The organism is Enterococcus hulanensis, assembly GCF_005405485.1.
GTDB classification, from domain to species: Bacteria; Bacillota; Bacilli; order Lactobacillales; family Enterococcaceae; genus Enterococcus_A; species Enterococcus_A hulanensis.
Window position 1 is genome coordinate 195,495 of record NZ_BJED01000006.1, and the last position, 26,775, is coordinate 222,269.

The 26,775-nt window shown below is 41.9% G+C and carries 23 protein-coding genes; 17 read left to right on the forward strand and 6 right to left on the reverse strand.

Annotation, left to right across the window (positions count from 1 at the left end):
- Window positions 1-2: 2 nt before the first annotated feature.
- The 4 genes from FFR60_RS08655 (at window position 3) to dinB (ending at window position 5,882) form a co-directional block, all read left to right on the forward strand.
- Complete coding sequence (locus FFR60_RS08655) at window positions 3-2,102, forward strand: heavy metal translocating P-type ATPase (RefSeq protein WP_137663825.1); 2,100 nt, start codon at window positions 3-5, stop codon at window positions 2,100-2,102.
- 115 nt (window positions 2,103-2,217) lie between these two features.
- Window positions 2,218-3,246: a winged helix-turn-helix domain-containing protein gene (locus tag FFR60_RS08660; protein WP_137663826.1), complete on the forward strand. Its 1,029-nt coding sequence runs from the start codon at window positions 2,218-2,220 to the stop codon at window positions 3,244-3,246.
- A gap of 182 nt (window positions 3,247-3,428) precedes the next feature.
- Window positions 3,429-3,959, forward strand: a complete 531-nt coding sequence (locus FFR60_RS08665) for a prevent-host-death protein (protein WP_067623449.1) — start codon at window positions 3,429-3,431, stop codon at window positions 3,957-3,959.
- A gap of 801 nt (window positions 3,960-4,760) precedes the next feature.
- Window positions 4,761-5,882: a DNA polymerase IV gene (gene dinB / locus FFR60_RS08670; RefSeq protein ID WP_137663827.1), complete on the forward strand. Its 1,122-nt coding sequence runs from the start codon at window positions 4,761-4,763 to the stop codon at window positions 5,880-5,882.
- Here the strand turns inward: dinB and nrdG are convergent.
- Together nrdG and nrdD are read right to left on the reverse strand one after the other, a co-directional pair.
- Window positions 5,874-6,476 (reverse strand): anaerobic ribonucleoside-triphosphate reductase activating protein, encoded by a 603-nt coding sequence (nrdG, locus tag FFR60_RS08675; protein ID WP_137663828.1) that lies wholly within the window; start codon window positions 6,474-6,476, stop codon window positions 5,874-5,876. The genes dinB and nrdG overlap by 9 nt on opposite strands.
- Window positions 6,477-6,561: 85 nt before the next feature.
- Window positions 6,562-8,754: an anaerobic ribonucleoside-triphosphate reductase gene (gene nrdD, locus FFR60_RS08680; protein WP_137663829.1), complete on the reverse strand. Its 2,193-nt coding sequence runs from the start codon at window positions 8,752-8,754 to the stop codon at window positions 6,562-6,564.
- Window positions 8,755-9,175: 421 nt separating this feature from the next.
- Here nrdD and FFR60_RS08685 point away from each other — a divergent pair, with 421 nt between their 5' ends.
- The 7 genes from FFR60_RS08685 (at window position 9,176) to dltD (ending at window position 16,632) form a co-directional block, all read left to right on the forward strand.
- On the forward strand, window positions 9,176-9,943 hold the full coding sequence (locus tag FFR60_RS08685) for an ABC transporter ATP-binding protein (protein WP_088933256.1): 768 nt from the start codon (window positions 9,176-9,178) through the stop codon (window positions 9,941-9,943).
- Window positions 9,933-11,945 carry an FtsX-like permease family protein gene (locus tag FFR60_RS08690; RefSeq protein ID WP_137663830.1) on the forward strand — a complete coding sequence of 671 codons (2,013 nt, stop codon included), beginning with the start codon at window positions 9,933-9,935 and terminating at the stop codon, window positions 11,943-11,945. Before FFR60_RS08685 ends, FFR60_RS08690 begins: the two co-directional genes overlap by 11 nt.
- 236 nt (window positions 11,946-12,181) lie before the next feature.
- Window positions 12,182-12,331 (forward strand): teichoic acid D-Ala incorporation-associated protein DltX, encoded by a 150-nt coding sequence (locus FFR60_RS08695; RefSeq protein WP_137663831.1) that lies wholly within the window; start codon window positions 12,182-12,184, stop codon window positions 12,329-12,331.
- A gap of 36 nt (window positions 12,332-12,367) precedes the next feature.
- Complete coding sequence (gene dltA, locus FFR60_RS08700; protein ID WP_137663832.1) at window positions 12,368-13,879, forward strand: D-alanine--poly(phosphoribitol) ligase subunit DltA; 1,512 nt, start codon at window positions 12,368-12,370, stop codon at window positions 13,877-13,879.
- The gene (dltB, locus tag FFR60_RS08705; RefSeq protein ID WP_137663833.1) at window positions 13,879-15,099 is read left to right on the forward strand and encodes a D-alanyl-lipoteichoic acid biosynthesis protein DltB; all 1,221 of its coding nucleotides are present in this window, start codon (window positions 13,879-13,881) and stop codon (window positions 15,097-15,099) included. The genes dltA and dltB overlap by 1 nt, the downstream gene beginning before the upstream one ends.
- Window positions 15,100-15,133: 34 nt before the next feature.
- Window positions 15,134-15,367, forward strand: a complete 234-nt coding sequence (dltC, locus tag FFR60_RS08710; protein ID WP_088933251.1) for a D-alanine--poly(phosphoribitol) ligase subunit DltC — start codon at window positions 15,134-15,136, stop codon at window positions 15,365-15,367.
- A complete protein-coding gene (dltD, locus tag FFR60_RS08715; protein ID WP_137663834.1) occupies window positions 15,367-16,632 on the forward strand; it encodes a D-alanyl-lipoteichoic acid biosynthesis protein DltD in 1,266 nt (421 codons plus the stop codon). The genes dltC and dltD overlap by 1 nt, the downstream gene beginning before the upstream one ends.
- Window positions 16,633-16,681: 49 nt before the next feature.
- Here the strand turns inward: dltD and FFR60_RS08720 are convergent, their stop codons facing one another.
- The gene (locus tag FFR60_RS08720; RefSeq protein WP_137663835.1) at window positions 16,682-17,242 is read right to left on the reverse strand and encodes an LOG family protein; all 561 of its coding nucleotides are present in this window, start codon (window positions 17,240-17,242) and stop codon (window positions 16,682-16,684) included.
- Between the two features lie 87 nt (window positions 17,243-17,329).
- Between FFR60_RS08720 and FFR60_RS08725 the strand changes: the two genes are divergently transcribed.
- Together FFR60_RS08725 and FFR60_RS08730 are read left to right on the forward strand one after the other, a co-directional pair.
- Window positions 17,330-17,647 (forward strand): MazG nucleotide pyrophosphohydrolase domain-containing protein, encoded by a 318-nt coding sequence (locus FFR60_RS08725; RefSeq protein WP_137663836.1) that lies wholly within the window; start codon window positions 17,330-17,332, stop codon window positions 17,645-17,647.
- A gap of 408 nt (window positions 17,648-18,055) precedes the next feature.
- A complete protein-coding gene (locus FFR60_RS08730) occupies window positions 18,056-19,165 on the forward strand; it encodes a hypothetical protein (protein ID WP_137663837.1) in 1,110 nt (369 codons plus the stop codon).
- An 83-nt stretch (window positions 19,166-19,248) separates the two neighbouring features.
- On the opposite strand, the gene FFR60_RS08735 is transcribed toward FFR60_RS08730, so the two are convergent.
- Complete coding sequence (locus tag FFR60_RS08735; RefSeq protein WP_088933248.1) at window positions 19,249-19,881, reverse strand: response regulator transcription factor; 633 nt, start codon at window positions 19,879-19,881, stop codon at window positions 19,249-19,251.
- Between the two features lie 62 nt (window positions 19,882-19,943).
- On the reverse strand, window positions 19,944-21,044 hold the full coding sequence (locus FFR60_RS08740; RefSeq protein WP_137663838.1) for a sensor histidine kinase: 1,101 nt from the start codon (window positions 21,042-21,044) through the stop codon (window positions 19,944-19,946).
- A 499-nt stretch (window positions 21,045-21,543) separates the two neighbouring features.
- On the opposite strand from FFR60_RS08740, the gene FFR60_RS08745 reads away from it, so the two are divergent.
- From FFR60_RS08745 to FFR60_RS08755, 3 genes are read left to right on the forward strand one after another with little or no spacing between them, the layout of a single operon-like run.
- The gene (locus FFR60_RS08745) at window positions 21,544-22,476 is read left to right on the forward strand and encodes an ABC transporter ATP-binding protein (RefSeq protein WP_088933246.1); all 933 of its coding nucleotides are present in this window, start codon (window positions 21,544-21,546) and stop codon (window positions 22,474-22,476) included.
- Between the two features lie 10 nt (window positions 22,477-22,486).
- Window positions 22,487-23,623, forward strand: a complete 1,137-nt coding sequence (locus FFR60_RS08750) for an ABC transporter permease (RefSeq protein ID WP_137663839.1) — start codon at window positions 22,487-22,489, stop codon at window positions 23,621-23,623.
- Entirely contained in the window at window positions 23,610-24,782 is a 1,173-nt protein-coding gene (locus tag FFR60_RS08755; RefSeq protein WP_137663840.1) for an ABC transporter permease, read from the forward strand. The genes FFR60_RS08750 and FFR60_RS08755 overlap by 14 nt, the downstream gene beginning before the upstream one ends.
- Window positions 24,783-25,136: 354 nt before the next feature.
- On the opposite strand, the gene FFR60_RS08760 is transcribed toward FFR60_RS08755, so the two are convergent.
- A complete protein-coding gene (locus tag FFR60_RS08760) occupies window positions 25,137-25,547 on the reverse strand; it encodes an NUDIX domain-containing protein (protein ID WP_137663841.1) in 411 nt (136 codons plus the stop codon).
- Between the two features lie 142 nt (window positions 25,548-25,689).
- Between FFR60_RS08760 and FFR60_RS08765 the strand changes: the two genes are divergently transcribed.
- Window positions 25,690-26,769, forward strand: coding sequence for a M42 family metallopeptidase (locus tag FFR60_RS08765; RefSeq protein ID WP_137663842.1), 1,080 nt, complete (start codon window positions 25,690-25,692; stop codon window positions 26,767-26,769).
- The last annotated feature ends 6 nt before the right edge of the window (window positions 26,770-26,775 follow it).

The following is a 26,775-nucleotide window of genomic DNA, read 5'->3' on the forward strand; positions in this document are numbered from 1 at the left end:
GTATGAAACAAGGAGATCAAATGGATGAATCGATGGACATGGACCACTCTAAACATGAACAGCATGAAATGAGCGGACACGACCATCACGATATGAACCATGGAATGAACGGGCATGATCATCACGAGATGGATCATGGGGGAATGGATCATTCGATGCATATGGGAAATTTCAAACAGAAGTTTTGGCTCTCACTTGTTTTGTCGCTTCCAATCATCATTTTCTCACCCATGATGGGGATGCAGCTGCCGTTCCAATTTACCTTTCCCGGCTCTGAATGGGTCGTCTTAGTTTTAGCGACCATTCTTTTCATTTATGGTGGAGAGCCCTTCTTAAGCGGCGCCAAAATGGAATTGAAAATGAAGAGCCCAGCTATGATGACGCTGATCGCCATGGGGATTTCAGTAGCGTATATTTATAGTTTGTACTCGTTTATTGCCAACAAGGTCAATCCTCATGAGCATGTGATGGATTTCTTCTGGGAGCTGGCAACGTTGATCGTGATCATGCTTTTAGGACACTGGGTAGAAATGAGTGCCGTTTCCAATGCCAGCAATGCGTTGAAGAAATTGGCGGAATTGCTGCCAGATGAAGTAAATAAGATCGACGTGGACGGTTCGACAAGTAAAGTGAAGCTGCAAGATATTCATTCCGGCGATCTTTTGCTTGTTCGTGCGGGAGATAAGATGCCGACGGATGGTGAGATTATTAAGGGTTCCACCATTGTTGATGAATCAGCTGTGACTGGTGAATCAAAAGGTGTTCAGAAAAATGTCGGTGATACGGTCATCGGCGGTTCAGTCAATGGCGACGGTACGATCCGAGTAAAAGTAACCGGAACAGGCGAAGACGGCTACTTAGCAAAAGTTATGACGATGGTGCAGCAAGCCCAACAAGAAAAATCGAAATTAGAATCGATTTCTGATAAGGTAGCTAAATGGTTGTTCTATATTGCTTTAGCTGCTGGTATCTTGACGTTTATCGCTTGGCTGATCGTAGCAGATCTGCCGCAGGCGTTGGATCGGATGGTGACAGTTTTCGTGATTGCTTGTCCTCATGCCTTAGGGCTGGCGATTCCGTTAGTTATCGCTCGTTCCACTTCGTTAGCGGCTAAAAACGGTTTGCTGTTAAAAAGCCGTCAAGCCTTGGAACAAGGAAATCAACTGGATTATGTCTTTTTAGATAAAACCGGAACCTTAACAGAAGGCAAGTTCACCGTGACTGGCGTGGAAGCATTGGCTGAGATGGATAAGACCGAAGTGCTGAAATATATCGGTGCTTTGGAAAGTCAGACCAACCATCCATTAGCTGTTGGTGTCATGAATTATTTGAAATCTGAAAGCATCGAGTCTTATCAAGCGCAAGATGTTTCGACCTTGAAGGGCATCGGAGTAAGCGGAACGGTAGAAGGCCATCAAGTCATCCTTGCTAATCAGAAGGAAGTTGAAAAACGTCAATTAAACTTTGATCAAGAGAAATTGAAGGATTATCAAGCTCAGGGAAATACGATTTCTTTCTTGTTGATCGATGATCAGCTGATCGCTTTCTTTGCAATGGGCGATACATTAAAAGCTCAAGCACAAGACTTTATCAAGAAGCTGCGGGATGTTGGGATCGAACCGGTCATGCTGACTGGCGATAATCAAGCTGCCGCCAAAGCCATTGCTGACTATTTAGGGATCAAAGAGTTTTACAGCGAGCTGCTGCCGGATGATAAGGAAAAAATCATCAAAGAGTATACTGATAAAGGTAAAAAAGTCATGATGGTAGGCGACGGAATCAACGATGCTCCTGCTTTAGCCAGAGCTTCTATCGGAATGGCGATCGGAGCAGGAACCGACATTGCGATTGATTCGGCTGATGTGGTCTTGACCAACAGTAATTTGCCGGATATTTTAAAATTCGTTCGTTTGGCGAAAAAGACCCATAGCAAAATGATCCAAAATCTTTGGTGGGGAGCTGGCTATAATATTTTAGCGATCCCACTAGCTGCCGGAGTTCTAGCTCCGCTGGGCATTCTTTTGAGTCCTGCGGTTGGCGCGATTTTAATGTCCTTAAGTACCATTATTGTGGCAATCAATGCCATGACACTAAACGTCTGAGTAAATCAGGCGTTTTTTTCTTTATTATTCAGAAAAATATTAGATAAAATTGTCAATAATTTGTGTTATTTTTAAATAAGAAGAATTATAAAGAATAGAAAAGAGGACATAGGGCATGATTTGGCAATTTATAACCAGAAAGAAAAATCAACGACAGTTACAAATAATTAGCTTATTAAAGGACGAAAAATATACAGCGACTGAATTGACCAAGCACATAAAGACTAGTCGAAGAACGGTTTTGCGCTATATTGAAGAACTGGAGCAGGCAGGATATATTTCAAAAGGAAAATATTACCAGATCGCCTGGCAATACCAAGCAAGGTATCCAGAACTGTATCGAAAAGTTTTGATGTCTGATCCGCGTTTTCAACTTTTTCGAAAATACCTGTGGGGACAGGCTTCTGAGAAAATCAATTATGCAAAGTTTAAAAGACTGAATTATCATTTGACTAGCCTGAATCTTGTGGCAAATCGTCAAACCGGCAGCTTATTGGGTGAGATTGGTTTAATTTTTTTATTGCAGCTGCGCTATTTAAGGGATTTCTATTTTTTTGAAGAACGAGAGATTTATCAGCAGATGGATGATTATTATCGAAATTATCCGGGGACTCTAATTGATAAGGCACTGTTTCCAGATGAGACGATGATCGAAAACTTTATTGACGAATTCGGTATCCAACCGAAGTTTGCCAAATTTTTCTTCTTTGATCATCTGCGCTATCATTTTCAGCTCTTTGCTGATTTTTATCAGTGTCACCGAGAGCATCGAACTGATTTATATCTGGAAGTAAAGCAAGCGAGTAAAATTATTAAAGAGATGCTTGCTTGGGAAAGCGAAGTGTTGAAATTCACTGTGACGGTTAAGCTTTTCGATCTGCTTTTTGGGATCCATCAAGGGCTTCCGTTAATAGTTTTTAATCTAAAATGGGAGCAAGGAGTCGTCGCGGAGATTTATTATCGACTTAGTAAGGAATTAAAGCGGGAGATTCCAATATTAAGTAATTGCCGAATAGATGAATTGGCGCTGGCTTTGAAAAATATTATTTTTACGAGTTATCAGGTAACGTTGACGATGACACCTAATTTGGACTCTACTTTCTTGATTCAGGAACGGTATGAAAAATTTATAGCATCTAAATAAGGAAAATAAGATCAAGATTTTTCTTCAAGAAAGGTTATGCTATAATGATGAAGACTACGTAGAGGCTGCCGTTCACGTTCGCGCGTTTACGGTACTTTCGCGTACTTAGAAAAATGACATACAAGAAGAAAATAGAATTTGGCTCTTTCGTTTGAGAGGCTATTAAATAGGAGGAGAGCAGAGTGGGATTACGAAAATTAGATGTTCCGACATCTTCGATTACTGAAGTAAAAAAATCACCAATGGATGTTTTTGCTCAAGCTCGTAAAGCAGAGACCGGTGTTTATATCTTTAACCGTGAAAAAATTGCTGGTGTGATGCTGACGAAAGAACAGTATGAAGCCTTGGTGGAGGAATTGAATACTTTACGCGATACCTTATATCAACCAGTGGAACGGGAATTACCAGTTCCAGAAGAATTAGAAGAGCTGGCAACCGCATTGAGAACTACCTTAGCAAAAGGGTCAGTTATTTCCGCCCGCTATTTGGATGAACGAATGGTGGCGACCGGATTCATTACCAAGAAAACCGGCTTTGGCGGTGTGACGGAAATGATGAAAGAATTGGAAGATAGCGGAAAAATCATTTATCAATTGCGTCGTCGCGAGCACAACAAAGTGATTTATGCTGAGATTTTCGGCGAACCCCAAGAGTTCCAACGAGGCTCAGCCGACAAATTGATGATCCGCAAAGTAAATCTGATTGAACGATAGACAGCGTGTGCTGTCTATTTTTTTGCCAGTTTTACTTCCTGCTTTAGCAGGTTAGTAAAATGGTATGCGTACGAAAACAAAAGAATTTTTTACGTTAGAAAAAATTCATTCATCACCAATGAGTTAGCTGCGAGTTCCACTTCGTACTTTTAGTACGATTAGTGAAATCGTATGCGTGGTCAAAATAAAACTCATTTTTCCCAAAGAAAAATGAATTCTCAAATCCGAACTAGCTGCCAGTTTTACTTCCTGCTTCAGCAGGTTAGTAAAATGGTATGCGCACGAAAACAAAAGAATTTTTTACGTTAGAAAAAATTCATTCATCACCAGTGAATTAGCTGCGAGTTCTACTTCGTACTTTTAGTACGATTAGTGGAATCGTATGCGCAGTGAAAATAAGACTCATTTTTCCCAAAGAAAAATGAATACTCAAATCCGAACTAGCTGCCAGTTATTCTGCACGCTTTAGCAGGTTAGTAAAATGGTATGCGTACGAAGATCAGGCTTTTTTCGGTTTTTGAAAAAAGCTTCCTTTCCTATGAGCTAGCTGGCCTGATGATTAGTCAAATCATCAATACGGCAAATGGAATCGCATAGGCAGTGAAAATAGAACTAGCTATCAGCTGCTAGTTCTATTTTGCGTGATGCAAAAGAATTTTTCGAAAATAAGCAGCTGCCGTTTTACAACAAATTAAATCTGTCTGCTTAAATTCCTTTTATATTCAGCATGATTAATTGTCTATGAACAGACGTTCGGTTATAATGGATAGAGAATGAATCATAGGAGAGGAGGCGAGTTGGATGGCTGAATTAGTGTTTCCATTGAAAAATGATACGTCGCGAAAAATTATTCATATCGATATGGATGCCTTTTTTGCCTCCGTGGAAGAGCGGGACGATCCTGAATTAGCGAAGCATCCGCTGGTGATTGCTCGCCATCCTTCTGATACGGGCGGAAAAGGGGTCGTGACGACGGCCAATTACAAGGCGCGGGTCTACGGCATCCACTCGGCGATGAGCGCCCAGAAGGCCTATGAGCTGTGTCCGCAGGCTATTTTTAAACCTGGGGATCATGAAAAATACAGCGCGGTCTCAAAACAAGTACGGGAGATTTTTCATCGGTACACCGACATCATTGAGCCGGTCTCAATCGATGAAGCGTATCTTGATGTTACGGAAAATAAAATCGAGGCTCGCTCTGCTATAAAGATTGCTCGAATGATCCAACAGGATATCTGGCAGGAGCTGCAGCTGACGTGTTCTGCTGGTGTCAGCTATAACAAATTTTTGGCCAAGCTGGCTTCTGACTACCAAAAGCCTAGAGGGATGACCGTGATTTCACCTGAAGCGGCGGTGGTCTTTTTGAAGCGGCTGCCGATCGAAAAGTTTCATGGCGTGGGCAAAAAGACGGTGCCGAAGATGAATGACTTGGGTATTTTTACAGGCGCGGATCTTTATGAAAAAAGTGAAATGTTTTTGATCCAGCAGTTTGGTAAGATGGGTTATTCGCTATATCGGAAGGTGCGGGGGATTCATGACTCGCCGGTAAACATTACTCGCGAACGCAAATCGGTCGGCAAAGAGCATACTTACGGTCGTCCGTTAGCAACTGATGATGAGGTGTTGAGTCAATTGCGGCAGCTAGCGGAAAAGGTTGAAAATTCATTGAAGCGGGTCCAGCGTCATGGCAAAACAGTGGTGGTTAAGATTCGCTACGCCGACTATACGACAATCACGCGGCGTGTGACATTTCCGTATTACATAGAAAAGAAGGAAGAGTTGTTTTCTCAAGCGAGTTTGATTTGGGAAGAAATCGGCGGTATAGAAAAAGGAATCCGATTAGTCGGTATTACCGTGACTAATCTAGATCCCGTTGCATTTGAAAATATTGTGTTGCCATTATGGGAGGAGCGATCAAATTAGGTCGCTCTTTTTGATTTGTTCAAAGGCTTTTTCTGAGTCATGAAGCTTTTCCCAGATTACAACTTCGCCTTTAGCCAGTGATTTTTGAACATCGATGATCCGCTGATTCGAGCTGCCGCGAAATTGCAGCATCAGGTTTTTCTTGGAGAGCTCAAAGCGGCCATCCACTAGAATATCGATCTTGCTTAACATTTCTAACTTGTCTTCGCTGTCTAACAGCAGCTCCTCAAAGGTATAACCGCTCCAAGACCAAATATCCTTCGTGTTGCCAAATTCAGCTCGAATCCGATCGATCACCTTCAAGCAGACTTGCGTATTTAAGAAAGGTTCGCCGCCTAAGAAGGTCACGCCCTGCACATAGTCATGAGCTGTGTCCTTAATCAGCTGATCTTCGATTTCTTGGGTGAAGGGTTTGCCGTAACGGAAATTTTGCGAAGCAGCGTTGAAGCAGCCTTCGCAGGCAAAGGGACAGCCGCTGACGTAAAGACTGTTGCGGACGCCTTCACCATCGACAAAGTTGAAGGCTTTATAATCAGCGATATAATGTTGGCTTAGTTCACTTGCCAGCCATTCTTTTGGTTTAGGATTACGCATATTTTTCACCTTTCAAGTAAAACAGGGAGCGGCAAAGAGCGCCGTCCCTGTCTTTTTTTATTCTTCGCTTAGATGAGTAAGCTTTCTATTTCATGTGTTTTACACGTGAAGCGATTTCTTCATGACGACCGTGAACCATTGGACGTGCTTGAGGATTTCCAAGATAGCCGCAAGTTCGTTTCACTACGTCGCAAGATTTTGGATCGTGATTGCCGCATTGCGGGCATTCAAAACCGCGCTTGGTTGGTTTGAAGTCGCCTTCGAAACCACATTCGTAGCAGTGATCGATTGGAGTATTTGTTCCTAGATAAGCGATCCGATCATAGCCGTAGTCCCAAACAGCTTCCAATGATTTTGGATTTTGCTGCAAGACAGGGTATTCACAGTAGTGGATAAAGCCGCCGGAACAATATTTAGGATAATCTTTTTCAAAGTCTAATTTTTCAAAAGGTGTTGGATTTTTACGAACGTCGTAATGGAAACTATTTGTATAGTAGTCTTTGTCCGTAATGTTCTCAACGACACCGAAACGTTCAGTATCTAAACGGCAGAAACGGTCGGTCAAGCTTTCACTTGGTGTTGAGTAAACACTGAAGTGATAGCCGTATTCGTTGCCCCAAGCATCCGCGTGTTCTTTCAAGTCTTTCATGATGTCTAACGTGAAGTCTTTCGCTTCTGCGTTGTCTTCCCATTCGCCGCCGTAAAAGACGCTAGCGACTTCGTAAAGACCGATATAGCCTAAAGAGATAGTTGCGCGTTTGTTTTTGAATAATTCATTGACTGCGTCAGTGCGTTTCAAGCGTTTGCCGAATGCGCCGTATTGATAAAGAATCGGTGCATTTGCAGGTGTTGCTTCTTTACAACGATCAATTCTAAAGACTAACGCATCTTTGGCGATTTGCAGACGTTCTTCTAGTAATGTCCAGAATTTTTCTTTGTTGCCGCCAGATTCCAAGGCGATCCGTGGCAAGTTCAAAGTAACAACCCCAAGGTTCATTCGGCCAGCATTGACTTCTTCACCTTGTTCATTTTTCCAGCCTTGCAGGAATGAGCGGCAGCCCATTGGCACTTTGAAGCTGCCAGTGAGTTCGATCAATTTATCGTAGTTCAAGATATCTGGATACATCCGTTTTGTTGCACATTCTAACGCCAGTTCTTTGATATCGTAGTTTGGATCGTTTGGTTCTAAGTTCGTGCCGCGGCGTAAAGTAAAGATCAATTTAGGGAAGATCGCTGTGCGTTTTTCACTGCCTAAACCTTCGATCCGGATTTGTAAGATCGCTTTTTGGATCTCGCGTTCGAACCAATCTGTCCCCAGCCCGAAGCCAAGTGATGTGAATGGTGTTTGTCCGTTTGAAGTAAATAGGGTATTGATCTCATATTCTAAGCTTTGCATCGCATCGTAAATGTCTTTACGGGTTTTTTGTTTGGCAAAAGCTTTTTGTTTAGCAGGATCATCGATCCATTCTTCTGCATCTTTTAAGTGTTTATCGTAATTTAGGCGCGCAAAAGGAGCTAACAGCTCGTCAGTACGGTCCGCCGAACAGCCGCCGTATTGGCTTGAAGCCACGTTGGCGATGATTTGAGAAATTTGGGCAGTCGCCGTTTGGATCGATTTAGGACTTTCGACCTCCGCATTACCGATTTTAAAGCCGTTGTTTAACATGCCTTTGAAGTCAATCAAACAGCAGTTAGTCATTGGAGTATATGGATGGTAGTCCAAATCATGATAATGGATGTCGCCTTTTTGGTGAGCGTTCGCTACATGAGGCGGCAACATTTTTAAACCGATCGATTTGCCGACGATCCCAGCAGTCAAATCACGCTGTGTGTTAAAAACATCACTATCTTTATTAGCATTTTCGTTCACGACCGTTTGATCCTTATTGATCAGTTTGCCGATCGTAAAGTTGATATCGGTCGCTTTGCTGCGTTGGAAGTCGCGGCGCGTCCGGTAATTGATATATTCTTCCGCTAATTCATACTCGTTATGTTCTAATAATATATGCTCCACGATGTTTTGGATTTCATAGATTTTGATATCGCTAGTAAAACGTTCTGAAATTTCTGCATCTACGCGTTCAACAATTGACTGGATACGTTCATGAGTCAATGGGTCAACTGATCCTTTAATTTTTGTTTCGGCTTTGATCAAGGCATCGTAAATTTTTTGGTCATCAAATGCTGTGTGACGACCATCACGTTTTACGACCTTAATATTTTTTAGCGACGGTTGATATTCGTTGATCAACGAGTCTTTTGTGTGGATTTCCATCATTGCAAGCAGCTCCATTTCCTTTAAAGTTCATTATCAATCATATAGTATTTTTGATGTGGTTGCAACGATATATAGTATTATTTTTCCGATAAAAAAGAAAAACACACCATATATAGTGTGTTTGTTTACTGAAAGATAAAAGAAAGCTGATAAGGACAAGCTTCCAGATAAAATAAAATAACTGAAAAATATTTTTTCTAAAAAGTGAAAAATTTGTAAGGTTATTGAAGGTCGTTTCACATAGGAAACCACCTCAAATATGATACCATAAAAGAAAAAATTTAGATGTTACAAATAGATTTCATTCTAAGTTTTTATCAGGCTTTTTGCTGATGACAATCAGTTAACTGGTGATGCAAGAGGAAAATCTGATTATTTTTGGTTAAAAATAAGTAATTAAAGCCGATGCAGGAGGAGACTAATGGGAACAATTATCAATGTGCAGCATCTTAGTAAAAGTTACGGCACGCGAAATAATAAAGTAAATGTCTTGAATGACCTGAACTTCACTGTCGAAAAAGGGGAATTTGTCGGCATTATGGGACCGAGCGGAGCGGGCAAAACCACTTTGATGAATATTCTTTCAACGATTTTATTGCCGACGATGGGCTCGGTCAAAATCGCAGGAGCAGACATTACCCAGATGCGGGAGAGTCGTTTGACGGATTTTCGACGGGAAAAGCTGGGCTTCATTTTTCAAGATTTTAATTTGATCGACAGTTTGACAGTCAAGGACAATATTATCTTGCCGCTGACTGTCAGTAAATTATCGAATGAGGAGATCGAAGAACGGGTGCTTCGTTTGACGAGAATCTTAAAGATTGAACATATTTTATCGCGCTATCCGGAAGAAATCTCGGTGGGACAACAGCAGCGGACAGCGGCGGCCCGTGCGCTGATCAGCAAGCCGCTGGTCTTATTCGCGGACGAGCCGACCGGATCTTTGGATTCCAAAGCTGCGACGGAATTTTTAAATTATTTGGATGATGTTAATCTTCATGAGGATACGACAATCTTAATGGTGACTCATGATCCTTACACGGCTAGCTATTGCAATCGGGTTTTGTTTATTAAAGATGGCCGTTTCTTTTCAGAGATCGTTCGGCGTTCTTCCCGCAAGGATTTTTTTGAAAAGGTGATCGATATGCAGGCGACGATCGGCGGGGGAGGCAAGGCCAATGCTGATTAGAATCATTTGGCGGGGCTTCAAAAAACAATTATCGAATTATTTGATCTTTTTCTTCAGTCTGATTTTTGCGGTTATGGTTTATTATTCCTTTACTGCGATGACCTACGAGCAGCCATTGATCCGCAGTGCCGGGAAAAATACTCAGCTTGTGGGAATGCTGGGCTTTGGCAGCTTCGCGGTTGTTTTGATTCTGCTCTTTTTTATGGCGAATACCAATCGTTTCTTCATAGAAAATCGTCGCAAGGATATTAGTATTTTTCATCTATACGGTTTGAATTACTATCAAATCTGTCTCTGGTTCATTTTAGAGATATTCTTTATCGGACTTTTTTCCTTTGTGATTGGGATTGGACTAGGGGTCTTATTGTCCAAGCTCTTCAGTATGATCTTGGTGAAGGCGATGGATCTGCCGCTGCAAGTGCATTTCTTTTTTTCAAGTGATGCGATCGTAGACACGGGCTTAGTGGTGCTGTTTATCCTAGGGGTCGTCTCATTGCAGATTCTTTGGCTGGTATCGGGATATAAGTTCTCTCATCTGAAAAAGCTTCAGCTGCGTAAGATACGGGCGATGCAGGTGTCAACGTGGAAAAAAATTGTTGGGCTGATCGGTGCCTTGTTTTTACTGGGGGGCTGGGGGATGGCCTTGGCTTATATCGTATTATCCCGCAAAGCAAGTAATTATTTTGGTTTGATTCAAGGAAGCGGCTTATTGATGGGAACGATTTTTCTTTTATGTGTGCTGGGCAGCTACTTGTTTTTTGCCTTTACCTTACGCTGGTACAATTCCTATCGCCCAAAACGCTTGAATAAAAACCTCGGTATGCTGTCTCGCAGTGAATGGCAGCTGCGTTTGTTTACGGAGTGGCGCTTCTTAGGCTCTATCACGGTTGCGTTGGGTTTGGCGTTGGCAATTTTAGGCGGGATGGCGGCGATTGCTTCATTGGAGATGCGCTCCGTCAATGAAATTGCTCCAGCTTCTTTGATGATTACTCGAGAAAGCTATCAGAAAATTGCGCCGAAGCTGCAAAGCGTGGCACCCTATCAACGGCAATCCTTAAACTTTAAAGCTCTTCCGGCGAAGCAAAGTGTTGAAATTTCTGGTGAGGGGATTGATTCGCAGCCAGAGATCATGGACATGATTTCTCTGTCTGACTATCAGGCGTTTCAAAAGCTCAATCCAACCTTGCAAGACATCCATTTAAAGACAGCAAATTCGACCGTGGTCTTAAGTTCTTATCAACGTTACTTGAAGGAATATACTCATTACAGCAAGATCATTTACTTGAAGGATCGGAAGTTGGATGTCCAAAAGATTTATCCGAACTTTTTTGGTGATACGAACCTGCGTTACGGCACTGGAATGATCGTGGTCTCGGATGAGTTGTTCAATGAGACTCCCGGCTTGGCGTATACCGTTGAGGCGATTGACGTAAAGAATAAAAATGAAGAAAAGCTTAATCGGCTGATTCGCCAAAACTTGAAGGGGGATTGGGATTTTCCGATCCACTACACATTGTCTTGGAAACATCAACGGGTCATCGGTGAGATCAATGAAGGAGAAGGTCCGAAAAAGGACGGTTCCACGATTTATCGTTCAGAATATACCTCACACCAAGAAATTTATCGGCGAACTCGCAGCAGTATGGGTCTGGTTCTATTCGTGGCTACATTTGTCACGGCGACCTTCATTATTTCGACGGCCAGTATGGTAAGCTTGCGCCAGCTCTCAGAGTTTAAGCAGAAGAAAAAGAAGTATGCACTGCTGCGGCAGCTGGGGATTCCCAACAAAACGATCTATCAAGAAATCAAAAGAGAAAATCGTGTAGTCTTTTTCATCCCAGCCATCTTAGCATTGATTCACAGTGTATTGGCCCTTTCGGTGATCTCCCATATTGCGCAAAATGCGGATTATGGATTTGTTTACCTGTTTTGCGGATTGATGCTCGTTGTTTATGCGTTGTTTTATGGAATATCTTGTGTCTATCAAAAAAAATTACTTTAGGAATATCTTAATGGGAGCTGCTAATTAGTTTTAGCAGCTCCTTTTTTTGATGCTCTATTTTTAAATTGGTCTGGTACGAACCTCGTGGAATCAACCTTTTGACTGCGCTGTAAAATATATTGTCAAGCATGTGACAAAACTGTTCGTTTGGAAGCGGTATATGTAAGGGGAACAAATGGTAGATTTTTACCAACGTTCTATAATGATGACAAAAGTAAAAAGGAGAGGGCGATCAGATGAAAGATTTTTTTAAACGCCCCGCTACTCGGTACTGGTTAAGTTTTACTGGAAAGACGATTTTCTACTTTGCCGTCCTTTTAATTCTCGTTTACTTATACCATTACAAGAGTATTCAAGGCGGTAATTTTATCTATAACGAATTTTAGCAAGAGTTCGTTCTTGAACCGAACGGAGGGACATTCATGGAAAATATCATTACAACCATTGACCAATGGGCCAGTGAAAAATCTGAGGCCATCGCTTATCAATCAGAAACAACAGCCTTCAGCTATCAAACCTTGCGGCAATGGTCAGACAATTTAGCACAATATTTAAATCGTACAACAGCGGCTCAAACACCGATCGTTGTGTTTGGCGAGTTGGAATTTGAAATGATCGCTAGTTTCCTAGGCGCGGTCAAAAGCGGCCATGCCTACATTCCCATCGAATCGAATACGCCATTAGATCGAATCCAATTGATTCTTGAGGTGGCACAGCCGGCAATGGTCTTAAGTGTGCTGCCTTGGCCAGAGGAAATCGCAGCTGAGGTTCCAATTGTGACAACGAAGGAACTTGCTGAGATTTTTACGACAGAGCAAGGACAAGCAGCGTTGCAGCCAGTCACAGGTGATGAGACCTTTTATATTATCTTCACCTCTGGAACGACAGGTGTGCCTAAGGGAGTCCAAATCAGTCACAAAAATCTATTGAGCTTCACGAATTGGAATCTGAAGGATTTTGGAATCGAGTCAGGGATGCGTTTTTTATCACAGGCACCTTATTCTTTTGATTTGTCCGTTATGAGCGTGTATCCCGCACTTTGCAGTGGCGGTACCTTGATTCCGATGGAAAAAGCCGTGATCAATGACTTCAAGAAATTATTTGGTTTTTTGCCAAAATTGGCTTTGGAAGTGTGGGTCTCAACACCGTCATTCATGGATATTTGTTTGATGGAAAAAACCTTTGATGGTGAACATGTACCATCATTGAAGATTTTTCAATTCTGCGGCGAAGAGCTGCCGCGTAAAACTGCGGAGGAATTGCTGCGGCGCTTCCCAAATGCGAAAGTCTTCAATACCTACGGGCCGACAGAAGCAACGGTTGCGATGACGCAAATCGAAGTGACAGCAGAAGTGCTAGCCAAATATGATCGTGTGCCGATCGGCTATGTCAAAGAAGATACCGAAGTCTTGATCTACGATGAAGATCGACAAGCAGCCGCTGGCGAAGCAGGCGAGATCATCATCAAAGGACCAAGTGTTTCGAAAGGGTATATGAACAATCCTGAAAAAACGGCAGCGGCCTTTTTCGAGATTGATGGCGTTCCTGCTTATCATACAGGGGATGCTGGCCGACTGCAGGAAGATGGCTTGCTGCTGTATGAAGGTCGGATTGATTTTCAAGTGAAATTACATGGCTTCCGAATCGAATTGGAAGACATCGATCATCATTTGGAAAAAGTCTCCTACGTGAAGCAGGCGACGGTCGTTCCAAAATATCAAGATCACAAGGTTCAACAATTAGTCGCTTATGTAGTCGCTAACGATAACGACTTTGAGAAAGCTTACCAATTAACTAAGGCAGTCAAAGAAGAATTGGCGGAAGGGGTCATGGAGTACATGATTCCGCAAAAATTTGTCTATGTGGAGCAATTACCGCTGACGGCAAACGGCAAAATCGACCGCAAAAGACTGATCAACGAGGTGAATAGCTGATGTTGATTCCTCACATGGTACCTTATGCTTCACCGATTTATTTTACTCTCTTGATTGTGACCCTGCTGCCGCTGATTTTGAGCTTACTGATTCGCGGCAAGCGGATCGGCTGGTATCAGTCAGTGATTACACTGTTCTTTCTCTACATCTCTTTTGGCGGAAGTGATTATCGCCAAGGACTGGCGTTGATTGGCTATGTAATCTTTCAAAGTATATTAGTTTGGTGCTACAACCACTATCGCAAAAACAAGAATCAAGCCGGCGTTTTTTACTTCGCAGTATTTTTAAGTATCTTGCCCTTGATTCTGGTCAAAGTAACCCCTTTTATGGATGGACAAAATTCCATCTTCGGTTTTCTAGGGATCTCGTACCTGACCTTTAAATCAGTCCAGATCATCATGGAAATGCGCGATGGCATGATCAAGGAATACAGTCCTTTGAACTATATTAAGTTCTTGCTGTTCTTTCCAACGATCTCCTCAGGTCCAATCGATCGCTATCGTCGGTTTGAAAAGGACTTGAAGGAACCGCCGGCACCGGAAAAATACGTCGATCTATTAGGTGCGGGTGTCCATGACATTTTTGTCGGATTTTTATATAAATTCGTGATCGGTTATTACTTCGGTCAAGTGCTGCTGCCAATCGTTGATCGGATGGCGATGCACCATGGCGGTATTTCATGGGGCTTAGTCGGCTATATGTATGTCTATAGTATGTATTTATTCTTTGACTTTGCCGGTTACAGCTTATTCGCAGTCGGTACCAGCAAGTTGATGGGCTACGAAACACCGCCTAACTTCAACAAGCCGTTCTTAGCATGGAACATTAAGGAATTCTGGAATCGTTGGCACATGACCTTGTCCTTCTGGTTCCGTGATTACATCTATATGCGCTTGATGTTCACTTTGCTTAAAAAGAAAACCTTCAAGAGCCGGATCGTGGCCTCAAATGTTGGCTACTTTGCTTTGTTTTTGATCATGGGCGTCTGGCACGGTTTGACTTGGTATTACATTTTATACGGCTTCTACCACGCCGCTTTGATTTGCTTGACCGATGCGTGGCTGCGCTTTAAAAAGAAACACAAGAAACAGCTGCCATCTAATAAATTTACCCATGCGTTGGCGATTTTCTTAACCTTCAACGCCGTCTGCTTGAGCTTTTTAATCTTCTCAGGCTTTTTGGATAAATTATGGGTTCATACTATTTTTCTAATGCACTAAACAATTAACTAAAAAACGAAATGGAGCGATTAATATGGAAGACACATTATTCAGTATTTTAGAAGATATTACAGGAACAGATGAAGTGAGAGATAATCCCGAGGTGGATCTGTTTGAAGAAGGGTTGATGGACTCTTTAGCAACGGTTCAATTATTAGTGGAAATCGAAGGACAATTAGGCGTACAAGTTCCTGTTTCAGAGTTTGACCGCGCTCAATGGAACACACCAAACAAAATCATTGAACAAGTGAAAGCCCTGCAAGCTTAATGAAAAAGAAACTCTTCGGTATCTTTGGGCCGATTCTTTTAGCGGCAGCGTTATTGGTTCTTCTGTTTTTTTCACCATTCAAAATCAACAGCAATGACCCGAAGCTGATCAAAGCAGCTTCAAGTTCGATGGCGGGAAATGTTTTGCGGGGGAACAGTATCACAAAAGAAGCTCTAAGTACCGATAATTATGTACCGTTTTTCGGTTCGTCTGAATTGAGCCGGATCAGTCCCTTTCATCCATCGGTCTTAGCCGAAAAATACGATCGAGGCTACACTCCCTTTTTGATGGGGGCACCCGGAACGCAGTCATTGACTCAGTTTATGATGATGCAGTCGTTGGGAAATGATTTGAAGGATCGAAAAGTCGTATTCATCATTTCTCCGCAATGGTTTGTTAAAAATGGGATCAAACGAGATTACTTTGATGCCTATTATTCCCCAGAGCAAACCTTGAATTGGCTGTTAAATCTGAAAAAAGTCCAAGCCAGCGATAAATATTTAGCACAGCGTTTGACTCATTATGGAGTGGTAAGAAAAGATGAACGTTTAGAACGAATGCTGGATGCGGTTAGGGCGGGCAAACTGCCTGATCAAACCGATGTGACTTTCAGTAAGTTAAAATTGAACATGCTGGAACGAGAAGATGAGCTGTTCAGTACCATCGGGATGCTCAGCAAACAGGCTGAGATCGATAAAAGTGTAAAAGCATTGCCTGAAAATTATAATCCTGATGAATTGGATACTTTAGCCGATCGTTTAGGCGAACGGGCGACCCAAGGAAATGAATTCGGTATTCAACGACGTTTCTACCACAAACGGATCAAACCACATATGAATCGTTTTGCGGATTCACAAAAGAATTGGGATTATCGTTTTTCACCTGAATTCTCGGATTTTCAATTGGCATTGGATCAATTGGCAAAAGAACATGCGGACGCTCTCTTTATTATTCCGCCGGTCAATGGCCGCTGGGCAAGATTCACAGGACTTTCCAAAGAGATGCTGCAGCAGTTCTCCGATAAAATCAAATATCAATTGACTTCGCAAGGATTCAACAATATCGCTGATTATACCGACCAAGACAACACGCCGTATTTCATGCAAGATACGATTCACTTAGGCTGGAAGGGCTGGTTGGCAGCGGATAAACAAATCGCTCCCTTCTTGCAAGACCGCAAGTCGCAAGCTGAGAGCTATCAAATCAATAATCCATACTTTTTGAGTAAGGAATGGCAGGAAATGAATCCAGCTGAGATCAAATAAAACAGCGGCAAACACCAAATTTTGGGTGTTTGCCGCTGTTTTTTCTTAGCTAGTATTTGCGGATTAGTGGGGGCGTATAATTTCTGATGAATTGCTCGATCTCAGTTAATGAATTAGAAAATAGGGTCTTATTTCGATCTTCTGAAGTTAGGAAATTATTTTCAACCATGCTGTCATACAAGTTTTTTAACGGATCGTAAAAGCCCTTTTCATTGAATAGGACACATGGATTGGCGTTTTGACCAACTCTTGCCCAAGAGATCATCTCTGTGATTTCTTCCAATGTTCCTGGTCCGCCAGGCAATGCGACGCAGGCATCGCCTAGATCCAGCATTTTTTGTTTCCTTTCAGACATTGATTGAACGACATGCATTTCTGTCAAGCTTGGATGCGCTAGCTCCCTTTCTATTAAAAAGGTTGGAATAACTCCGATAGCTTTGCCATTGTTACTTAGGACAGAATCGGCAATCGTTCCCATCAACCCAGCTTTTCCCCCTCCATATACCAACGTGTGCTTGTTTTCTGCAATCCATTCACCAAATCTTTCTGTTGCTTGTTGATAGATAGGATCATTGCCGCTTCCGGCACCACAATAAACGATAATATTCAAAAAAGTTCCTCTCTTTCATTTTTTCTGATAGTAGTATATCATACGAAACAGAACGTGAGTTCGAAGAAAGGATTCTGGAGGGATTTTTTGGATATTAAGGAGTATCAGGCGTGGATTGGTGAGTTTTATAAGAAAAGAGATTGGTATCAATACGAACCATTTATCCGATCCAATTTTTTAACAGAGGAGGTTGGAGAGGTTTGCCGAGCTATTCGCACGATTGAAATAGGCCGTGATCGACCAGATGAGGAAGAGTCAGAGCATTCACAAGCAATTGAGAATTTGACTGAAGAATTGGGGGATGTTTTAGATAATCTTTTCATCATAGCCGATAAATACAACATTTCTTTACAGGAAATAATGGCGAACCATAAACAAAAATTGGAACAGCGTTACGACAACTAACTGTCTGACTTTTTTGCAGAAGATCCACTAAAATGAGGCGGATATAGGCAGAAAAAGGTATATGCAACATTCTTAGATGTATCGTTAAAATTTTTTTTTAAATTTTATTTAGCTAAAAAAGTGAAATGCACAAACAAAGTTTTTAACAGTATTCTGACTACTAGCAGTCAAATACTGTTTTTTTTAATAATAAAGACAACTTAATAAAGGTTAAATGGAATCTCCGTAAGCAATGTTTTTTAGTTATTTTAATTAATCCAAAAACTTAATAAGAAAACACTTTTTTTGGATACAGGTGAAATTCTTTATTTCCAATTAAAAAATTCAAACTCGTATTTTTATTTACTTAGAGTTATGATGTTTTTTGAAGATAAGAAAGCGTAAACAAAAGCCAAGGGAGAGAATGATATGAAATCAAACCAACAATCAAAACCATTAACTCAAAGAACTCTATTTGTTATGAAACGGGATCGTTTAGAATCCAGAATCAATATGTATTTCCAACACACACGTGATATAGCCTCTGTCATTGAATATCTTATTGTTGTTATGTTGCGGGACGCACTTAGTTGCAGCGACTTTTCCTTTTTGTGTCGTGATTTAGTCCGAGACTTGTTCATGAACGCTGAACCGAGCGATCTGCTGCGTAAGCATTGCGCGTATTTCAAAGATTATTTTGCAGCGGGCAGCGAGTGGAATCAAGTGAAAGCCCGCTTGTTTAGCAGTCAACAGGAGTATGACCGCTTTTCCAAGGAAGCATGTTTCTATAAAAATATTTTGAATACACCAGCGACTAGGGAGAATGCGAATCCAGATTTGAATCTACGTTTTGTTTCTGTTTTCAAAGATGCGGCGGGAAAAAGACATACGTTGACGATCCAAAATGCGAATGAAAGACGATCAGGGATCGAAGCGATTAGAATGCTGAAAGTATTGACGACTTTGAGTATTTTCAAAACAGCCTCTGGAGTAAAACGCTTTGCTGAATTCGTCAAACTCAATCGACCTGGAGTGAAAGAAACCCTTGAAGAGGAGGAAATGTATGATGAACTGCGGGAGGAGTTTGTTCAAGCTTCAGCAGCCGAAGAAACCGAAGTGAAGACTGTCGAGATCATTGTTCCGCAGGATTTTGATGTAACCAGTTTGAATGAAGCGGAAGTATTGACGTTAGTCCGGGTGGGTCATCCAGAGGTGACAAGTCTGGAGAATCTCCAAGTCCTGTTTGTTGCAGAAGAGCCGGAGGAATCAGCAGAAGTACAAGAGCCGGTCCTTGATCCGCTGCTGGAATCCCCATCTCCGCAACTAGAGCCGAATGACTATTCTTTGGTGAAAGACTCTTCTACGATCGCGGTAGCGAACCCGCCAGAAGCTGATTCGCGGAAAACTAAAAAGCCGAAACTGCTTACGCCAAAGGCTGCTTATGTTCAATCCTTGATCGCAAATAGACAAACGAATACCAAGAAGAGCAGTAATAAAAAGAATAAGAAAAAAGGCAATAATAAGAAGAAAAAAAGGTAGCTGGAGTATTACTGCTGGAACCTGCTTATTTGCTGTGGGGAAGTTGGCACAATAAAAAAACCTAAGGGAAAGCATTCCCTAGGCTATTTCTGCTGATAATTTTTATAATAGAAGATTGCCAATTGGGTGCGGTCGCGCACTTCCAATTTTTCCAGCAGCTGACTGATGTTGTTCCGGACGGTTCCTTCACTTAGGAAAAGCTCTTCGGCAATTTCTTTATTATTTTTTCCATTGGCGACAGCGATCAAGATGCTTTCTTCACGTTCTGATAATTCAATTTGGGAGCGCTTTTGCGGTGTTTGATCAGTCAAGATCGAGGCTAATTTGCCTACAATCTCTGTGCCGAAAACAGTTTGTCCGTTATAAACAGCCTTGATGGCGGGCACGATACTGGCAAGATCTTGTTTGATTAGATAGCCTTTCACACCAATCTGCAAAGCTTCGCGAATGTACTCATCATCGGAAAAAGTCGTCAGCAGCAAAATGACTGCATCAGGAATTTGCTTAAAAATTTCTTTTGCCGCTTCGATTCCTGTGCTTTCGCCCATTCGAATATCGGTTAATAAAACGTCGGGGCGTTCCTGCAAGTACAGCGTCACTGCATCCGAGGCTGAATTTCCTGTGCCAAGAACTTGGATTTCTTCAGATATTTCTAAAATAGTTTTTAACGATTCCGTCACTAACGGATCATCATCTACCACAACAACACGAATCATAGTGTTCCTCCTTGAGTCTTCATTTTCGATCCCTAGCGGCCGAATTTTGTCTATTCCTATCATCAACTTTTTTTGCGAAACGAAGAACGCGCATCCTTTGGCAAAATGACATTGATCATAAAGTTAGTTGGTGTTTGCGAGATATGGAGCTGTCCGCCGATCTGTTCGACCCGCTGACGCATACTTTTTAAACCAATGCCATCACCGCTTTTTTTTGAGAGAGTCCCGTTATCAAGAATTTGCAGGCGGTAAAAAGCAGGCAGTTCATTGAAGGAAAGGGTGATGTTAGTCGCATTGCTATGTTTCATCACATTAGAGAAGGCTTCTTTCATGATCATCAACAAGGTTCTCCCTTGCTCCTGCGGCAAGTTTTGCGGAACATTCCCGCGAAGCTCTATTTCACAATATTGAAAATCAGCGATCAACAGCTCCAAACCTTTTTCAAAGGTTAGCGAGGTCTCATGCAGATCATGAACGCTTTCGCGAATATTATCCATTCCCGTGTGAATCGTCGACTTCAGTTGAGTCAACGGTTTTTTTAATTGTGAACTTTGATTAATGGCTTCGATCGCACCAAGCTGAATGATGGCGCTGGATAATAAATGTCCGACATTGTCATGGATATCGCGGGCGATCCGGTTACGCTCCTCAGAAATCTCTAAGTCAATGAAGGTTTCCTGTGATTGGATCAATTCTTGATTCTTTTGTTTTAACAGCTCTTGTTTTTCCCAACTGTCATCCTTCAGCTGCAACAACGCCTCAGTAACGTCTTCTTGTTTCTTCCCACGCCAAGCCAATAAAATAGCAAAGCAGTTTAAACCAAGAATGAGCAGCCGCTCCGGAAAAGAGTAGGCATCCTGAAATAAAGGGATGAACAGTACAATAACGACCCAACTCCAAATCAACTCTTCCCGCCAAGCAATCCGTAAATTTGCTGGCAGAAAAACCAGCAGCATCGGCCAGAAAAAGCTTAAAATCAATAACGGAAAAACACCCATGGTCTGTCCTAAAGATTTTTCCAGCAGCAACGCTGGGCCGGCCAGCAGGATAGCTGCCAGCAGATACACCACCATTTGCGGCTTGAACCCCTGTTGAAACAGCAGCAAAATACCAATCAATTCTAAAAAGAAAAAATCAACCCAATAATTATTTAAATTTTTCATGGCGGCTCCTAATTCGTATTAATGTAATCATTTTTCAAAAAACGAAAAATGAGTCCGATTCTCATCACGTATACCATCCAGCTAAACATTGTTCTACTAAGCTTGCCGTTATCCAGTGAATTGCTTTTGAGCTACAACAAACTGTGAAAAGCTGGACTGGCATCCTAATTCATAATAAAGTAATCATTTTTCAAAAAGCGAAAAATGAGTTTGATTTTCATCACGTATACCATCCAGCTAAACAGAAGTCTAACCAGCGTGCCGATACTGAGTTACTTGCCCTTGAACTTTTGTAAACTGCGAAAAGTTGAACTGGCATTCTAATTCATATTAATGTATTCATTTTTCGAACACACCCGATATCGCTAATTGTCTTAAAATGCAAAATGAACCGCATAAAATGACATTTGTCATTCTATGATTGGCGGAAACTCACTACAACAAAGGTACTGATTTCATTATAGTAAATGTAAGAAGAAAAGGAAAAGGGGTTTTGCAAATGTTGATCGAAATCGAAAATTTAGTTAAACGTTACGGTGATTTCACCGCATTGAATCATTTGAATCTATCAGTTAAAAAGGGTGAGATATTAGGACTATTGGGACCTAACGGGAGTGGGAAGTCTACAACGATCAATTGTGTGCTTTCATTATTGACCTATGATCGCGGATCAATCAAGATCTTTGGAGAAGAGATGGGGCCAGAAAAATATGGCATCAAACAAAAAATCGGTGTCGTACCACAGGAAATCGCATTATTTGAAGAGTTGAACGTGACGGATAATATCAATTATTTCTGTGGACTGTATGTTCAGGAAAAAGCGAAGCGGGAACAATATGTGGAAGAAGTGATCCAATTGGTTGGGTTAGAAGAATTTCGCAAGTTCTATCCTAAGCAATTAAGCGGTGGGTTGAAGCGACGTCTGAATATTGCCTGCGGGATCGTGCATAAGCCGGAATTGATTTTCTTGGATGAACCAACCGTTGCCGTTGACCCGCAAAGTCGAAATAAGATCTTAGACAGCATCAAAGAATTGAATCGTCAAGGGGCGACGATCGTTTACACGACTCATTATATGGAAGAGGTCGAAATTTTGTGCAACCACATCGTGATCATCGACCAAGGTCAAGTAATTGCAGAAGGCAGCAAAGAGCAATTAAAAAATATGGTTCGTGAAAATGAAAAACTGATTATCGAAGTACCTGGATTGACCAAAGAGCAAGTCGCAGAAGTCGGTGCCTTTCCATCGATTTTGGAAGTGAGCTACGATGAAAGCTATTTGCAGATAACGACCAAGGACTTGAAGAAAACCTTGCTGCCGATCTTAAGCTACTTTGAAGCAGAAAAGATCATGTATGCCAATATCCATACCCAAGAAGCAACATTGAATGATGTGTTCTTGGAGATCACCGGAAAAGAATTAAGGGATTAGGGGTGAGAATATGTTTGTTCGTTTATTTATTTATCGTTTGCGTGTCCTGTTAAGAAATCGCAGCCTGCTTTTTTGGACCTTTGCTTTTCCCGTTGTTTTGGGCTTGCTGTTCAATTTGGCCTTTGGCAATCTTGATGAAATAACCGCACTAGAAACATCGAACGTCGGGATCGTTTCTACCGATCAGGACAAAGCAAAACAGTTTGAAGCAGTTTTAAAGGAAATCAAAAATGATGACGAAGTGATTTTCAAAAGCAAAGAATTAACGAAAAAAGAAGCGCAAAAGCAATTATCCGATGACAAAATCTCTGGCTATTTTGAGATCGATGCGAAAAATATCGAGCTGTTCGTCAGTAAAAGCGGCACGCAGCAAACGGTGCTAAAAGAGCTGTTGAATCAATACCTGCAAAATACGGATAAAGTTGAAACGTTGATGGCTTCAGGAGCAGTCCAGCCCCAAGCGATCACTCAGGCGCTAGTGCAAAAAAATTATGTCAAGGATGGTAATGGTACGGGGAATTTCAATTTAAAATCCTTCTACTTCTTTACTCTAGTTGGGATGACAGTGATGTATGGCTTTATGTGGGGATTACGTAATGCCAACGATCAGCAGGCCAATCAATCACCGGAAGGGATGCGGCTATGTTTGATCCCGCGGAATAAACTGCTGGTGTCATTTGCCAATATGTTAGCGAGTCTCGTTCTGTTCTTTGTGCAAGTAACCTTTATCTTAATGTTTTATCGCTTTGTTTATCAAGTCGAGTTTGGCGATCACTGGAATTATATTTTACTCGTCTGCGCTCTGGGTGCCTTTACCACGATCTCCTTTGGAACACTGATCGGTAACGCACTGTCCAAGGTGGATTTCCAGCAAAAAATCTCGATCGGGATCTCGATTTCTATGATCATGAGTTTCTTAGCAGGAATGATGGGCTCGCAATCAATCAAGTATTGGATCGATGTGCATGTGCCTTTGTTGGGCCGAATCAACATCGTGAATTTGATCAGTGAAAGTTTGTACCAGCTTTTCTATTATCAATCACTGAATACGTTCTATCTCAATCTACTCTGGTTAGCTGGTTTTGGCGTTTTGTTTATCCTATTAAATTATTCATTCGAAAGGAAGGTGCAATATGACCACTTATAGAGCAATCCTGCAAATTCTAAAAAAGAATAAAGGCAGCCTTCTTTTGGGGATCATTATTATGGTGGTAATCACGATGTTTTATGCCGGACAGCTGACACAAGACGCAGAGGAATTGACTGGAGCGAAGATCGCGGTTCTTTCAGAAGACGACTCTGCCATTGAAAAAAGTTTTGTCGATTATTTAGGAAAGCAGCACACGATCGTAAAAATGAAAGATACTTCGCAAAAAAGCTTGGACGATGCACTGTATTTTGATGAAGTGGAATACATTCTTGAAATCCCGAAAGACTTCTCGGCGAAATTATCTAAGGGCGAAGCTGTGAAGCTGGCGAGTAAAACACGTCCTGCGACATTTTCTCAATCGCTGGTTGATACGACCATCAATAACTATTTGAATACTTATTTGACGTATCAAAAGCAACTGCCGGAACTGACTCAAAAAGAATTGTTGAAGAAAACCAAGACAACCTTAAGCAAGGATGGAAAGGTTCATTTTGACTCAAGTTATCATAAGAAGAAACAACAAAAAGTGACCGGACAAACTTATAATCTATTGGCTTACGGAATGTTCTTAGCGATCTTTAGCGGTTATGCGGCCGTGAACTTAGCCTTCAACCGCGAGGAAATTCAGCGGCGGAATAGCTGTTCGCCAGTTTCTCGGCGGAAGCTGTCGCGCAAAATTTCGACTGGCAATTTAGCTTATGCAGTCTTTTGCTGGATTATCTTCTTAGCGTTTGTTTTATTTATCACCAAAGGCAGTTTTGACCAAGTATTAGGCTATTTCGTATTAAATACGGTAGCGTTCTTTGCGGCAATCGTCAGCTTCTCGATCTTGATTACCAGTATTCTGCAAAATGAGGATGCGATCTCTGGTATCAACAATATTTTCATTATGGGGAGTTGTTTTGTCGGCGGGGTCTTTGTACCAAATGAGTTTTTACCGAATGCAGTGAATAAAATCGCGGCCTTCACACCAACTTATTGGTTTGCGCAAAATAATGAGCTGATCGGTAAAACTGTTGACTTCAATCAAAGCTTCACAGATAAGTTTCTATTCAACTCAGGTGTACTGTTAGCCTTCGCGGCGGCATTTTGGGTGATCCATTTGATCACGATGCGGGAAAGAGGCACGTGGTCATTGAAAAAAGCGAAAGCATAAAAAATACGTTAAAACCTGTAGACTAGATTCCTAAATTGGACCTAGTCTACAGGTTATTTTCGCCACTAGAAGAAAGTATAAAATTTTCACATGAATAAATCGCTTTGTAGCGGGTATATCCATGTCTGGCTTCACGAACTAGCTTTTCTACACAAGTTCCGCATACAGTTGCTGCTAAATTAGCATTAAGCAGAACTAGCATATCGGCAATAAGCAAAAATATTTCGAAATTTGAGAAGCAATTTAGAAATATTTTGGTCTTATTGCTGTGAGACACAGCGATTGGTTTTTGGAGCTGATGTGGAACAGTACCTACTTGGTGCTCAAAAGCTGAGCGAGTTCGCGAAGCCTTTCTTATACCTCGAAATATATCTGCTGCTTTTCACCAAAAAAGATCGGCAACAGTTCGTTTAGTGTGCCTGCCAATTTTTGAGCTTTTAGTTCAGCCTTTGTGACCCAAAAGAGATCGTCGGGTACTGCTTGTTTGTGGACTTGGGCGGTGTAGAGCAAGGCCAGTTCACGAGTTTCTTTGGTCAGGTTGTTCCATTCGGCTGTACCTTGTAAGACGGGCTGCAGTGCTAAACCTGTTTCTTCTTCGATTTCCCGCATCGCGGCATCATAGCTGCCTTCATCCTTTTCTACATGACCGCCAGGAAAGGTCCAGCCGGGCCAATCCTTCTTCTTACGGTCCTGCACTAAGATTTCTCCCAGATCATTTTCGATCATTACCATCATGGTTAATTCGATTGCTAATAAACGCGCCATTTGATCACCTCCTAGTGATTATACAACATACTTCGCAGATTTTTTTGACAATGGTATACTGATTGGTAGGTAAAAGGGATGTCCGCTTATTTTTACGGTGAGACATTCTTAGTGGAGAACAGATTTTTTAGGAGGAATAAGAGTGGATAAAAAGGAAGAGCAATTATTGATTGATCTCACTTCAGCTCGCGGTATTGCGGGTAATGAAGACGAGGTCAGAGAGGTCTTCAAAGATTACGCAAAGGAATTTGCTGACGATATTTTCTTTGACGGTTTAGGCAGCGTCATCGCAAAACACGGTGGAGGCGGCGGACCCAAAGTCTTCATCTCCGGTCATTTGGACGAAGTCGGCTTTATGGTGACAAAAATCACCGAAAAAGGCTTCCTTGAATTTCAAACGATCGGCGGCTGGTGGAATCAAGTCATGCTGGCTCAACAAGTGGAGATCAAGACTCGCAAGGGCAAGCTTATCCATGGCGTGATCGGTTCAAAACCACCGCATGTGTTGACACCAGAAGCGCGCAAGAAACCCTTTGAGATCAAAGATATGTTTATCGATATCGGTGCCACCAGCGCAGAGGAAGCGAAAGATTGGGGCATCCGTCCCGGCGATATGGTAACGCCGTATATTCAATACCAACGAATGAATGAATCAAAATTCTTATTAGCTAAAGCCTGGGATAACCGTATCGGTACCGCTGTGGCATTGCGGGTTTTAGAAAACTTATCAAAACGCGAACACCACAATGTATTATTTGCCGGCAGCGACGTCCAAGAAGAAGTTGGTCTGCGGGGAGCACGGACGAGCTCACATATCGTAAATCCTGACATTGCATTTGCACTGGATACTGGTACGGCTGGAGATACACCGGGAATGACACCGAAGGAAGCAGATTCGGTTCTTGGTAAAGGACCACAAATCCTGATCTACGACGCGTCAATGGTGCCACACAAAAAATTATTGGATTTCGTGATCGATGTCGCCGAGGAATTGGATATTCCATTCCAATACACGGTCATTGCTGGCGGCGGAACGGATGCTGGTCAAATGCACTTGACCCGTGATGGTGTGCCATCATTAGCTATTACCGTGCCGGTTCGTTATCTGCATTCCCATACATCGGTTATCCATGAAGATGATTACTTCAATACAGTTAAATTAGTCACGGAAGTTGTTGCTCGTTTAGATTATGATGCGGTCGGAGAAATCAAGCACTACTAGATCGTT

Excerpts from the sequence above, each read along its gene's own strand:
- dltD (WP_137663834.1), top strand. The coding sequence starts at position 15,367 with ATGAAAAAGAAACTCTTCGGTATCTTTGGGCCGATTCTTTTAGCGGCA.
- FFR60_RS08735 (WP_088933248.1), bottom strand. The coding sequence starts at position 19,881 with ATGATTCGTGTTGTTGTGGTAGATGATGATCCGTTAGTGACGGAATCG.
- FFR60_RS08755 (WP_137663840.1), top strand. The coding sequence starts at position 23,610 with ATGACCACTTATAGAGCAATCCTGCAAATTCTAAAAAAGAATAAAGGC.
- FFR60_RS08750 (WP_137663839.1), top strand. The coding sequence starts at position 22,487 with ATGTTTGTTCGTTTATTTATTTATCGTTTGCGTGTCCTGTTAAGAAAT.
- dltA (WP_137663832.1), top strand. The coding sequence starts at position 12,368 with ATGGAAAATATCATTACAACCATTGACCAATGGGCCAGTGAAAAATCT.
- FFR60_RS08740 (WP_137663838.1), bottom strand. The coding sequence starts at position 21,044 with ATGAAAAATTTAAATAATTATTGGGTTGATTTTTTCTTTTTAGAATTG.
- FFR60_RS08730 (WP_137663837.1), top strand. The coding sequence starts at position 18,056 with ATGAAATCAAACCAACAATCAAAACCATTAACTCAAAGAACTCTATTT.
- FFR60_RS08690 (WP_137663830.1), top strand. The coding sequence starts at position 9,933 with ATGCTGATTAGAATCATTTGGCGGGGCTTCAAAAAACAATTATCGAAT.
- nrdD (WP_137663829.1), bottom strand. The coding sequence starts at position 8,754 with ATGATGGAAATCCACACAAAAGACTCGTTGATCAACGAATATCAACCG.
- dltB (WP_137663833.1), top strand. The coding sequence starts at position 13,879 with ATGTTGATTCCTCACATGGTACCTTATGCTTCACCGATTTATTTTACT.
- dinB (WP_137663827.1), top strand. The coding sequence starts at position 4,761 with ATGGCTGAATTAGTGTTTCCATTGAAAAATGATACGTCGCGAAAAATT.
- dltC (WP_088933251.1), top strand. The coding sequence starts at position 15,134 with ATGGAAGACACATTATTCAGTATTTTAGAAGATATTACAGGAACAGAT.
- nrdG (WP_137663828.1), bottom strand. The coding sequence starts at position 6,476 with ATGCGTAATCCTAAACCAAAAGAATGGCTGGCAAGTGAACTAAGCCAA.
- FFR60_RS08745 (WP_088933246.1), top strand. The coding sequence starts at position 21,544 with ATGTTGATCGAAATCGAAAATTTAGTTAAACGTTACGGTGATTTCACC.
- FFR60_RS08760 (WP_137663841.1), bottom strand. The coding sequence starts at position 25,547 with ATGGCGCGTTTATTAGCAATCGAATTAACCATGATGGTAATGATCGAA.
- FFR60_RS08655 (WP_137663825.1), top strand. The coding sequence starts at position 3 with ATGAAACAAGGAGATCAAATGGATGAATCGATGGACATGGACCACTCT.
- FFR60_RS08685 (WP_088933256.1), top strand. The coding sequence starts at position 9,176 with ATGGGAACAATTATCAATGTGCAGCATCTTAGTAAAAGTTACGGCACG.
- FFR60_RS08695 (WP_137663831.1), top strand. The coding sequence starts at position 12,182 with ATGAAAGATTTTTTTAAACGCCCCGCTACTCGGTACTGGTTAAGTTTT.
- FFR60_RS08660 (WP_137663826.1), top strand. The coding sequence starts at position 2,218 with ATGATTTGGCAATTTATAACCAGAAAGAAAAATCAACGACAGTTACAA.